The following is a 12,156-nucleotide window of genomic DNA, read 5'->3' as shown; positions in this document are numbered from 1 at the left end:
CGCCGCCCGCCCCGGGTACCCTGCCGCGGTGACCGACACCGCTCCCCCGTCCCCCGCCGCCTCCCCCGTCGACGCGCTGCGCTTCGCGTTCGGCACGCTGACCGTGCTGCCGGTGCGGGTGACCCGCTGGGACCGGGCCGCGGCGCGCGGCGGGATGCTGTGCGCGCCGGTGGCCGGGCTGGTCGTCGGCCTGGGCGCGGCGGCGCTGGGCGGGTTGGTGCTGCTGCTCGGCGGCGGGCCGCTGTTGGCCGCGATCGGCAGCGCGGTGGTGCCCGCGGTGCTCACCCGGGGCCTGCACCTGGACGGCCTCGCGGACACCGCCGACGGGCTGGGCAGCGGCAAGCCCGCCGAGGAGGCGCTGCGCATCATGAAGCGGTCCGACATCGGGCCGTTCGGCGTCATCACCCTGCTGTTCGCCCTGCTCGCCCAGGTGGCCGCGCTGTCCGGGCTGTACGCGGCGGGGTGGGCGGCCGGCGCGGCCGGCGCGGTGGTGGCGGCGGTCGCCGCCCGCGCGGCGCTGACCCTGGCCTCCCGGGCGGGGGTGCCGGCGGCCCGCCCTGAGGGGCTGGGCGCGGCGGTCGCCGGGACCGTGCCGGTGCCGCTCGCCGCGGGGTGCGCGGCACTGGTGGCGCTCGGCTGCGCGGCGCTCGGCGCGGGCGTCGGCGGACCGTACGGCGCGCTGCACGCGGGACTTGCCGCGCTGGCGGGGCTGGCCGCCGGGGAGCTGCTGCTGCGGCACTGCCGGCGCCGGTTCGGCGGGGTGACCGGCGATGTCTTCGGCGCCCTGGCCGAGACCGCCGGCCTGACCGCCCTGGTCCTCCTCGCCCTCGGCTGAACCGCACGCACCCCTCAACTCCCCTTCCCCCAGGGCGACTTGGCCACCACGCCCGACCAACGGCCGGCCACCCCTCGGGTCCCGGTGCCGTAACCGGCCCTGCCCGGCGGGCGGGCCGAGCGTAGGCTCGGCCGCAGCAGCGCACATGCGCACATACGGATACCCCTGACGGAACAGGACCTTCATCACCGTGACTGCACTGACCCTCAGTTCTTCCTCCGCCGCAACGGTGCGCGCGGATGCCGTCGTCGTCGGCGTGGCCAAGGGCGCCAAGGGCCTCCTGGTGGCCCCCGGCGCCGAGGCCGTGGACAAGGCGTTCGGCGGCAAGTTGGCCGCCGTGCTGGAGACCCTCGGCGCGAGTGGCGCCGAGGGCGAGGTGACCAAGCTCCCGGCGGCCGACGGCGTCAAGGCGCCGGTCGTGCTGGCGGTCGGCCTGGGCGACGCCCCGGCCAAGGGCGAGGACCACGACCACGAGGCGCTGCGGCGCGCGGCGGGCAGCGCGGCCCGGACGCTGACCGGCACCAAGAAGGCCGCCTTCGCGCTGCCGACGGCGGACGCCGGCGCGGCCGCCGCGGTGGGCGAGGGCGCGCTGCTGGGCGCGTACACCTTCACCGCGTTCCGCGGCGACAACGGCGGCGGCAAGGGCGCCAAGGGCAAGAAGAACGACGCCAAGTCGGCGCCGCCGGCCGAGGTCACGATCCTCGGCGGCAAGCCGCGGGACAAGGAGTTCAAGGCCGCCGCGGAGCGCGCCCAGGTGGTGGCCGCGGAGATGAACCGCGCCCGCGACCTGATCAACACGCCCTCCAACGCCCTGGACCCCAAGGAGTTCGCGGCCCAGGCCCAGGCCGCCGCCAAGGAGTTCGGCCTCACCGTCGAGGTGCTGGACGAGAAGGCGCTCAAGAAGGGCGGCTACGGCGGCCTGTTGGGCGTCGGCCAGGGCTCGGAGGCACCGCCGCGGCTGGTGCGGATCGCGCACACGCACGCCGACGCCGCCAAGACGCTGGCGCTGGTCGGCAAGGGCATCACCTACGACTCGGGCGGCATCTCGCTCAAGCCGGCCGGCCACAACGAGACCATGAAGTGCGACATGAGCGGCGCCGCGGCGGTCTTCGCCACGGTGGTGGCCGCCGCCAGGCTGAACCTCCCGGTGAACGTCACCGGCTGGCTGGCGCTCGCCGAGAACATGCCGTCCGGCAACGCCACCCGCCCCGGCGACGTCCTGACGATGTACAGCGGCAAGACCGTCGAGGTGCTCAACACCGACGCCGAGGGCCGGCTGGTCCTGGCCGACGCGCTGACCCGGGCCTCCGAGGAGGCGCCGGACGCGATCGTGGACGTGGCGACGCTGACCGGGGCGATGGTGCTGGCGCTGGGCCACCGCCACTTCGGGATCATGGCCAACGACGACGCCTTCCGCACCGCGATCCACGAGATCGCCGAGGAGGTCGGCGAGGACTCCTGGCCGATGCCGATGCCCGGCCACCTCCGCAAGGGGATGGACTCCCCCGTGGCCGACCTCGCCAACATGGGCGACCGGATGGGCGGCGGCCTGGTCGCCGGCCTCTTCCTGAAGGAGTTCGTCGGCGAGGGCATCGCCTGGGCCCACCTGGACATCGCCGGACCGGCCTTCCACGAGGGCGCGCCCTGGGGCTACACCCCCAAGGGCGGCACCGGCTCCGCGGTCCGCACCCTGCTGCGGCTGGCCGAGCACACCGCCGAGGGCGACCTCGGCTGACCGGGCTCCCCGGTCCACCGCACCAGAACGGCCCCGGGTCCGCCGCGCCCGGGGCCGTCGGTACGCTGACGGCGAAGCGTGTTCGCCCTGAACGAAATCCGCACGTGAGTACGTACGAGTAACCCCGCTGAGGCGGCCGATCCGCCGCCCGGAGCCCGGCCCCGCGTCCCGCCTTCGTTGAACAAGTGCGAAGATGGGTTCTCGGCAGGACAGGGCCCCCCTTACCCAGGGCCGAAGTTAAAGCGGCCGAACAACAGCCGCGATCCGGTCGTCGTGGACCGGCTCCGGCGCACCCATGCATGGAGGACGTGACGTGGCGAACGACGCCAGCACCGTTTTCGACCTAGTGATCCTCGGAGGCGGTAGCGGCGGTTACGCCGCTGCCCTGCGCGGGGCGCAGCTTGGTCTCGACGTCGCCCTGATCGAGAAGAACAAGCTGGGCGGCACCTGCCTGCACAACGGCTGCATCCCCACGAAGGCTCTGCTGCACGCCGGTGAGATCGCCGACCAGGCCCGCGAGGCCGACCAGTTCGGTGTCAAGACCTCCTTCGAGGGCATCGACATCGAGGGTGTCCACAAGTACAAGGACGAGGTCATCTCGGGCCTGTACAAGGGCCTCCAGGGTCTCGTCGCCTCCCGCAAGGTGACCTACATCGAGGGCGAGGGCCGGCTGTCCTCCCCGACCTCGGTCGCGGTCAACGGCCAGCAGGTCCAGGGCCGTCACGTCCTGCTCGCGACCGGCTCCGTGCCGAAGTCGCTGCCGGGCCTGGAGATCGACGGCAACCGCATCATCTCCTCGGACCACGCGCTCACGCTGGACCGCGTCCCGAAGTCGGCCATCATCCTGGGCGGCGGCGTGATCGGCGTCGAGTTCGCCTCGGCGTGGAAGTCCTTCGGCACCGACGTCACCGTCATCGAGGGCCTCAAGCACCTCGTCCCGGTCGAGGACGAGAACAGCTCCAAGCTGCTGGAGCGGGCCTTCCGCAAGCGGGGCATCAAGTTCAACCTCGGCACCTTCTTCGACAAGGCCGAGTACACCGCCGACGGCGTCAAGGTCACCCTCGCCGACGGCAAGACCTTCGAGGCCGAGGTGCTGCTGGTCGCCATCGGCCGCGGCCCGGTCTCCGCCGGTCTCGGCTACGAGGAGCAGGGCGTCGCGATGGACCGCGGCTACGTCCTCGTCGACGAGTACATGCAGACCAACGTGCCGACCATCTCGGCCGTCGGTGACCTCGTCCCGACCCTCCAGCTCGCGCACGTCGGCTTCGCCGAGGGCATGCTGGTGGCGGAGCGACTGGCCGGCCAGAAGGTCGTCCCGATCGACTACGACGGCGTCCCGCGCGTCACGTACTGCCACCCCGAGGTCGCGTCGGTGGGCATCACCGAGGCCAAGGCCAAGGAGCTGTACGGCGCGGACAAGGTCGTTGCGCTGAAGTACAACCTGGCGGGCAACGGCAAGAGCAAGATCCTCAAGACCGCGGGCGAGATCAAGCTCGTCCAGGTCAAGGACGGTGCCGTGGTCGGCGTCCACATGGTCGGTGACCGTATGGGCGAGCAGGTCGGCGAGGCCCAGCTTGTCTACAACTGGGAAGCCCTGCCGGCCGAGGTTGCGCAGCTCATCCACGCGCACCCGACGCAGAACGAGGCGCTCGGCGAGGCCCACCTGGCCCTGGCCGGCAAGCCCCTCCACTCCCACGACTGACCCCAGTCCCGGGCGCGACCACATCCGTACTTGCGATAGGAGCAACTGAAACCATGGCGGTTTCCGTAACCCTGCCGGCGCTCGGCGAGAGCGTCACCGAGGGCACCGTCACCCGTTGGCTGAAGGCCGAGGGCGAGCGCGTCGAGGCCGACGAGCCGCTGCTGGAGGTGTCGACCGACAAGGTCGACACCGAGATCCCGGCCCCGACTTCGGGTGTGCTGGCCTCCATCAAGGTGGCCGAGGACGAGACGGTGGAGGTCGGCGCCGAGCTGGCCATCATCGACGACGGCACCGGCGCCCCCGCCGCTGCCCCGGCTCCGGCCGCTGCCGAGGCCCCGGCCCCGGCCGCACAGCCCGAGCCGACCCCGGCCCCGGTGGCCGAGGCCCCCGCCGCCGCCCCCGCGGGTGGCGCCGAGGGCACCGACGTCCTGCTTCCGGCGCTCGGCGAGAGCGTCACCGAGGGCACCGTGACCCGCTGGCTGAAGGAGGTCGGCGAGGAGGTCGCGGAGGACGAGCCCCTGCTGGAGGTGTCGACCGACAAGGTCGACACCGAGATCCCGGCCCCGACCTCCGGCACCCTGCTGGAGATCCTCGTGGGCGAGGACGAGACCGCTGAGGTCGGCGCCAAGCTGGCGGTCATCGGCGCCAAGGGCGCGGCCCCGGCCGCCGCCCCCGCCCCGGCCGCTCCGGCTCCGGCCGCCGCGCCCGCGCCCGCCCCGGCGCCCGCTGCTGCCCCGGCTCCGGTGCCCACCCCGGCCCCGGTCGCTGCCGCTCCGGCTCCGGCCCCCGCGCCGGCTCCGGCTCCGGCTCCGGTCGCGCCCGCCCCCGTCACCCCCGCCCCGGCGGCCGGTGAGGCGGACGGCGCCTACGTCACCCCGCTGGTGCGCAAGCTGGCCGCGGAGAACGGCGTCAACCTCGCCACGGTCAAGGGCACCGGTGTCGGTGGCCGGATCCGCAAGCAGGACGTCATCGCCGCCGCCGAGGCACTGAAGGCCGCCACCCCGGCCCCGGCCGCCCCGGCCGCCGCCGCGCCCGCCAAGGGCGCCCCGGTCATCGAGGCGTCGCCGCTGCGCGGTCAGACCGTCAAGATGCCGCGGATGCGCAAGGTCATCGGCGACAACATGATGAAGGCCCTGCACGGCCAGGCGCAGCTCACCACCGTGGTCGAGGTGGACATCACCGCGATCATGCGGATGCGCAACAAGGCCAAGGACGCGTTCGCGCAGCGCGAGGGCGTCAAGCTCTCCCCGATGCCGTTCTTCGTCAAGGCCGCCGTCCAGGCGCTGAAGGCCCACCCGGTCGTCAACGCCCGGATCAACGAGGCCGAGGGCACCATCTCCTACTTCGACACCGAGAACGTCGGTATCGCGGTGGACGCGGAGAAGGGCCTGATGACCCCGGTCATCAAGGGCGCGGGCGACCTGAACATCGCCGGCATCGCCCGTAAGACGGCGGAGCTGGCGGGCAAGGTCCGCGCCAACAAGATCACCCCGGACGAGCTGTCCGGCGCGACCTTCACCATCAGCAACACCGGTTCGCGCGGCGCCCTGTTCGACACGGTCATCGTGCCGCCGAACCAGGTCGGCATCCTGGGCATCGGTGCCACCGTCAAGCGTCCGGTGGTCATCAACCACCCGGACCTGGGCGAGACCATCGCGGTGCGCGACATGACCTACCTCGCGCTCTCCTACGACCACCGTCTGGTGGACGGCGCCGACGCCGCCCGCTACCTGACCACGGTCAAGCAGATCCTGGAGGCCGCGGAGTTCGAGACCGAAATCGGTCTCTGAACGTCTGAACAGCCCGCGCTCGCGCGGCGAGCGAGGATCGCAACCGACCGCCGACTCCCCCTGGGGAAGCGGTAGTTGAGCAAGGGGCCGGCCCCGACTCGGCACGACGAGTCGGGGCCGGCCCTTTTGCGCGTCCGCCGGCGGCGATAATGGCCACGCACGCCTCGCGGCCCCACCCGCTCTGAAGGAGCACGTCATGACCCCGCCCGTCGTCCACTCGCTGCGCGAGCAGATCCGCGAGCACATCCTGGAGGGGATCGTCAGCGGTCGCTGGCAGCCGGGCGAGCGGATCGTCGAGCGGCGGATCGCGGTGGAGCTGGAGGTCAGTCAGACGCCGGTCCGGGAGGCGCTGCGGGAGCTGGAGTCGCTCCAACTGATCGAGTCGGCGCCGAACAAGGGCGTCCGGGTCCGCAATCTCACCGCGGACGACCTCAAGGAGAGCTACCCGGTCCGGGCCGGACTGGAGCAGGTGGCCGCGGAGTTGGCGGCCGGCCGGCTCGCGGAGGACACCGCGGCGCTGGAGCGCGAGGTGGCGGCGCTGCGGGAGGCGGACGCGGCCGGCGACGGCGAGGCGCAGGTGCGGCACACCGTGGCCTTCCACCGGGAGATCGTGCGGGCGGCCGGGAACGCGGTGCTGCTGCACACCTGGGAGTCGTTGGGCGTGGAGGTGTGGACGACGCTGTCGATCCGCTGGTTCAGCCCTGAGCCGCGCTCGCACGCCCAGGACCACCAGGAGTTGGTGGACGCCTTCCGGCGGCGCGACCCGCGGATCGGGGCGCTGCTGAAGGCGCACGTGCTGAGCTGCGCGCCGAGGGTCTGAGGGCGCCGGGCAAGACGGCGAGCCCGGCGGTCCCGCGAGCGTGTGGCGGGGCCGCCTCGTCGTGTCCGGGCGACAGGCGGCGGGCCGCCGGCTCCGGGGTGTGCCGGTGACGCTCCGGGGCGTAACGGAGGCGGACTCCGGAGCTGGCACGGAGTGCCCCGAATTGCGACACCCCGTGCCGACCTGCGGTTTTTCTCTCGATCCACATTGATCGATCATCGATCACGGAGTTATCGTCGATGGCTGGGGCGCGACACCCCTGCCTGCCGAATGCCTGCCGAACTCGCATTCCCACCCGTCCGGAAAGGGGCCACCCATGCCCGATCCCGTGCGCCTGCCGTACAGCCAGCTCGACCAACTCCCGGACCGCGATCCCGAGGAGACGGCCGAGTGGCGCGAGTCGCTGGACGCCGTCACCAAGGCAGCGGGCCCGCATCGCGCCGCGTACCTGATGCGCCGGGCGCTGGAGCACACCGCGCGCACCGAGGGCGGCGAGCTGCCGTCCCTGCTGGAGTCGGACTACGTCAACACCATCCCGACCTCCGCGCAGCCGGAGTTCCCCGGTGACGAGGCCATGGAGGCCCGCATCACCGCCTGGAACCGCTGGAACGCGGCGGCGATGGTCACCCGCGGCTCCAAGCTGGGCCTGGGCGGCCACATCGCGACCTTCGCGTCGGCGGCCTGGCTGTACGAGACCGGCTTCCAGCACTTCTTCCGCGGCAAGGAGACCGACGGGTCCGGCGACCAGCTCTACATCCAGGGCCACGCCTCCCCCGGCATCTACGCCCGCGCCTTCCTCGAAGGCCGGCTGGACGAGGAGCAGCTCGACCACTTCCGCCAGGAGGCCGGCGGCGAGGGCCTGCCCTCGTACCCGCACCCGCGGCGGCTGCCCTGGCTGTGGGAGTTCCCCACCGTCTCCATGGGCCTCGGCCCGCTCTCCGCGATCTACCAGGCGCGCTTCAACCGCTACCTGGAGCACCGCGGCATCAAGGACACCGCCAACTCGCACGTGTGGGCGTTCCTCGGTGACGGCGAGATGGACGAGCCGGAGTCGACCGCCGCACTGGCGCTCGCCGGCCGCGAGGGCCTGGACAACCTGACCTTCGTCATCAACTGCAACCTGCAGCGCCTGGACGGCCCGGTCCGCCCCAACTTCAAGATCGTGCAGGAGCTGGAGGCCCAGTTCCGCGCCGCCGGCTGGAACGTCGTCAAGGCCCTGTGGGGCGAGGCGTGGGACGAGGTCTTCGCGCTCGACGCCGACGGCCTGGTGCTCCAGCGGCTGCGCGAGACCCCGGACGCACAGTTCCAGACCTACGCCACCCGGGACGCCGCCTACCTGCGCGAGCACTTCTTCGGTGCCAGCGACGCCCTCAAGGCGATCGGCGCGAAGTTCTCCGACGCCAAGCTGCTGGAGCTGTTCCAGACCTCCCGCGCCGGCCACGAGCCGCGCAAGGTGTACGCCGCCTACAAGGCCGCCGTTGAGCACAAGGGCGCGCCGACGGTCGTCCTGGCGCAGACCGTCAAGGGCTACACCCTCGGCGCGGGCTTCGAGTCCCGCAACGCCAACCACCAGATGAAGAAGCTGACGATGGCGGAGTTCCGCACCATGCGGGACCTGCTCGAACTCCCCATCCCGGACAGCGCGTTGGAGGGCGACCTGGTGCCGTACTGGCGCCCGGCCGAGGACTCCCCCGAGATGCGGTACCTGCGCGCCCGCCGCACCGCCCTCGGCGGCCCGGCGCCGGCCCGCAAGGTCGTGGCCAAGCCGCTGCCGCTCCCCGCGGACAAGGCGTTCGACGCGCTGAAGAAGGGCTCGGGCAGCCAGGAGATCGCCACCACCATGGCGTTCGTCCGGCTGGTCAAGGACCTGATGCGGGACAAGGAGACCGGCAGGCGCTGGGTCCCGATCGTCCCCGACGAGGCCCGTACCTTCGGCATGGAGTCGCTCTTCCCGACCGCCGGCCTGTACTCCCCCAAGGGCGCGACGTACGACCCGGTCGACCGGGACCAGTTGCTCTGGTACAAGGAGGCCAAGGACGGCCAGATCCTCAACGAGGGGATCACCGAGGCCGGTTCGCTCGCCGACTTCACCGCCGCCGCCACGTCGTACGCGACGCACGGCGAGCCGATGATCCCGTTCTACATCTTCTACTCGATGTTCGGCTGGCAGCGGACCGCCGACCAGTTCTGGGCGCTCGCCGACCAGTTGGGCCGCGGTTTCGTGATCGGCGCCACCGCGGGCCGGACGACGATGACCGGCGAGGGCCTCCAGCACGCCGACGGCCACTCGCACCTGATCGCCTCCACCAACCCGGCGGCGCTCTCCTACGACCCGGCGTTCGCCTACGAGGTCGCGGTGATCGTCAAGGAGGGCCTGCGCCGGATGTACGGTCCGGACGCCGAGGACGTCTTCTACTACCTGACGGTCTACAACGAGACCAAGGTGCAGCCGGCGATGCCGGAGGGCGTCGAGGAGGGCATCCTCAAGGGCCTCTACCGCTTCCAGGAGGCCACCGCCGTCGAGGGCGCCGAGACGCCCCGGCTCCAGCTGCTGGCCTCCGGCACCGCGATCCACTGGGCCCTGGAGGCGCAGCAACTGCTCGCCGCCGACTGGGGCGTGGCCGCCGACGTGTGGTCCGCGCCGTCCTGGACGGAGCTCCGTCGGGACGCCCTGGAGTGCGACGCGGCCCGCCTGGAGGGCGAGGACCGGGTCCCGTACGTGACCCGTGCGCTGGCCGGTGCGCCCGGCCCCGTCGTCGCGGTGAGCGACTGGATGCGGGCGGTCCCGGACCAGATCGCCCCGTGGGTCGAGCAGGACTGGGTCTCCATCGGGACGGACGGCTTCGGCCTGTCCGACACCCGGGAGGCGGCCCGCCGTCACTTCGGCGTCGACCCGCAGTCGGTGGTCGTCCAGGCGCTGGCGGCCCTCGCCCGGCGCGGGGACGTCAAGCCGGAGAAGGTCAAGGAGGCCCGCGAGCGCTACGGGCTCTGAGGGCCGGTCCCTCGCTGCGCGTGGCCGCTCCTCCGGAGCCGCCGCGCGCGGCGAGGGCCCCTGACGCGGGCGGTCCCGGCCGACACCGGGCGCCGCCCGCCCATCCGCTCCCGTGCGGAGACCACCCACCGCGCCCGGGGTCTCCGTACGGGATTCTTCTTCCCACCCGCTTCCCGTCCCAGGTCAGCGGGGGTTGTCAGTGGTGCCGCGCATGATGGATGCATGCGTGCCGCGCGGCTGATCAAAATGGTGTTGCTGCTCCAGTCCCGACCGTCGATGACGGCCGGCGAGTTGGCGCGGGAGCTGGAGGTCTCGGAGCGCACGGTCGCCCGGGACGTGCTCTCGCTCTCGGAGGCCGGGGTTCCCGTCTACGCGGACCGCGGCCGGGCCGGGGGCTACCGCCTGATAGGCGGGTACCGCACCCGGCTGACCGGCCTCGGCCTGCGCGAGGCGGAGGCGCTCTTCCTGTCCGGAGTGCCCTGCGCGCTGCGGGAGATGGGGCTGGCCGACGTCGCCTCCGCGGCCCGGCTGAAGGTGTCCGCCGCGCTGCTGCCGGAGTTGCGGGACGCCGCGTCCGGCGCCGCCCAGCGGTTCCATCTGGACGCGCCGCGCTGGTACCACGATCCCGAGCCGCCCGAGCTGCTGCCGGTGATCGCCGACGCGGTGTGGGACGACCGCCGGCTGACGGTCCGCTATCTCCGGGCGGACCGCGAGGTGGTCCGCGAGCTGGAGCCCTACGGCCTCGTACTCAAGGCCGGCGTCTGGTACTTGGCGGCCCGCGCCGCACCCGCGGGCGCCGACGGCGCACCCCGGACCGACTTCCGGGTCTACCGCCTCGACCGCTTCGCCGCGGCCGAACCGCTCCTGCCGGCGGGCCCGAGCGGGCCGTCGGCGCCCCCCGGCCCGGTGGACTCCGGCCGCTTCGTCCGCGATCCGGGGTTCGACCTGCCCGCGTTCTGGGCCGAGCGGGCCGAGCAGTTCCGGCGCTCGCTGCTGCGCGAGGAGGTGGTGCTCCGGCTCACCCCCCGCGGCGTGCGGCAACTGCCGTACGTCACCGAGCCGGCCGCGGCCCGGGCGGCCGTCGAGCGGGCGACGGCCGACGGCGGTCCCGACGCGCGGGGGCGGCTGACGGTCACCCTCGCCGTGGAGTCCGAGGAGGTCGCCTACGCCCAGTTCCTCTCGCTCGGCCCGGAGGGCGAGGTGCTGGCGCCCTCCGGGCTGCGGGAGCGGTGCGCGGCGGCCGCCCGCCGCGCCGCCGCGCTCTACGGCCCCGCGCAGGAGCCCGCCGACGACTCCCCCGCCGCCGCTCCTAGCGGTAGTCCTCCTCGGTCGCGTTCCGGCCGCCCATGACCACCTCCGCGAAGTAGCGGTCGGCGTCCGGCTGCGAGCCGTCGGCGTCGGTGACGCCGTACTCCCTCGCCAACTGGCCGCTGGAGAGCGACTGTCCGGACCAACGGGCCCGGTCCGGGTCGGCGGCCAGCGCCCGCACCGCGCGGCCGATGAGCACCGGCGACTCGGCGATGGCGAAGTGCGGCTCCTTGGCGATCGCGTCGCGCCAGGTCGCCTCGGTGACGCCGAAGTAGTCCAGCATCTCCTCGGAGCGCAGGAAGCCCGGGGTGAGCGAGACCGCCGTGCCGCCGTACTCCCTGAGCTCGCTGGCGAGCCCGAAGGCGATCCGGTGCGGGACGTTCTTGGTGACGTCGAAGCAGAGGCTGTTGCGGTAGGTGCGGTTGAACTCCACGGTGCCGTCGGTGACTTCGATGACCAGCCCGCCGGGCCGCCGGATCAGCAGCGGCAGCGCGAAGTGGCTGGTGATGACGTGGGTGTCGATGCCGAGCCGGAACATCCGCAGCCCGTTCGCCAGGTCCAGGTCCCACACCTTGGTGTCGAACTGGATCAGCCGGTCGCCGCCCCAGACGCTGTTCACCAACACGTCCAGCCGGCCCTGTTCGCGGTCGATGCGCTCGACCAGCGCCCTGACCTGATCCGGCTCCAGGTGGTCGGTGGGCACCGCGATACCGGTGCCCCCGGCCGCGGTCACCCGCTCCGCGGTCTCCTCGATGGTCTCCGTGGGCCGGCCGACCTCGCTGACCGACTCCCGGGTGGTGCGCCCGGTGACGTACACCAGCGCGCCGCCGCGGCCCAGTTCGACGGCCATCGCCCGCCCCGCGCCCCGGGTCGCCCCGGCGACCAGCGCCACCCGCCCGGTCAACTCGCCGTCGGGCTGCCGCCCGCCCGGTGCCTGCCCCGCCGTCTTGTCCTGCGTCGTCACGTGTCGCTCC

The 12,156-nt window shown here is 73.1% G+C and carries 8 protein-coding genes; 7 read left to right on the top strand and 1 reads right to left on the bottom strand.

Features of this window, described 5'->3' with window-relative positions:
- Window positions 1-28 precede the first annotated feature (28 nt).
- The 7 genes from PV796_RS27495 to PV796_RS27465 all read left to right on the top strand — a co-directional run bounded on the left by PV796_RS27495 (window position 29) and on the right by PV796_RS27465 (window position 11,224).
- Entirely contained in the window at window positions 29-835 is an 807-nt protein-coding gene (locus PV796_RS27495; RefSeq protein ID WP_274916073.1) for an adenosylcobinamide-GDP ribazoletransferase, read from the top strand.
- 190 nt (window positions 836-1,025) lie between these two features.
- Complete coding sequence (locus tag PV796_RS27490; RefSeq protein ID WP_274916072.1) at window positions 1,026-2,570, top strand: leucyl aminopeptidase; 1,545 nt, start codon at window positions 1,026-1,028, stop codon at window positions 2,568-2,570.
- A gap of 313 nt (window positions 2,571-2,883) precedes the next feature.
- Window positions 2,884-4,272, top strand: coding sequence for a dihydrolipoyl dehydrogenase (lpdA, locus tag PV796_RS27485; RefSeq protein ID WP_274916071.1), 1,389 nt, complete (start codon window positions 2,884-2,886; stop codon window positions 4,270-4,272).
- 53 nt (window positions 4,273-4,325) lie between these two features.
- Entirely contained in the window at window positions 4,326-6,062 is a 1,737-nt protein-coding gene (gene sucB, locus PV796_RS27480; RefSeq protein ID WP_274916070.1) for a 2-oxoglutarate dehydrogenase, E2 component, dihydrolipoamide succinyltransferase, read from the top strand.
- A 196-nt stretch (window positions 6,063-6,258) separates the two neighbouring features.
- Window positions 6,259-6,882, top strand: coding sequence for a GntR family transcriptional regulator (locus PV796_RS27475; protein ID WP_221909007.1), 624 nt, complete (start codon window positions 6,259-6,261; stop codon window positions 6,880-6,882).
- Between the two features lie 316 nt (window positions 6,883-7,198).
- On the top strand, window positions 7,199-9,874 hold the full coding sequence (gene aceE, locus PV796_RS27470; RefSeq protein WP_274916069.1) for a pyruvate dehydrogenase (acetyl-transferring), homodimeric type: 2,676 nt from the start codon (window positions 7,199-7,201) through the stop codon (window positions 9,872-9,874).
- Window positions 9,875-10,096: 222 nt separating this feature from the next.
- Window positions 10,097-11,224: a helix-turn-helix transcriptional regulator gene (locus PV796_RS27465; protein ID WP_274916068.1), complete on the top strand. Its 1,128-nt coding sequence runs from the start codon at window positions 10,097-10,099 to the stop codon at window positions 11,222-11,224.
- On the opposite strand, the gene PV796_RS27460 is transcribed toward PV796_RS27465, so the two are convergent.
- On the bottom strand, window positions 11,184-12,146 hold the full coding sequence (locus PV796_RS27460) for an SDR family oxidoreductase (protein WP_376569491.1): 963 nt from the start codon (window positions 12,144-12,146) through the stop codon (window positions 11,184-11,186). The genes PV796_RS27465 and PV796_RS27460 overlap by 41 nt on opposite strands.
- Window positions 12,147-12,156: the final 10 nt, after the last annotated feature.

It is taken from the genome of Streptomyces sp. WZ-12 (assembly GCF_028898845.1).
In the GTDB taxonomy this organism is placed as follows: domain Bacteria; phylum Actinomycetota; class Actinomycetes; order Streptomycetales; family Streptomycetaceae; genus Streptomyces.
The sequence above is the reverse complement of the archived record's forward strand: the minus strand, read 5'-3'. Positions and strand labels throughout refer to the sequence as shown.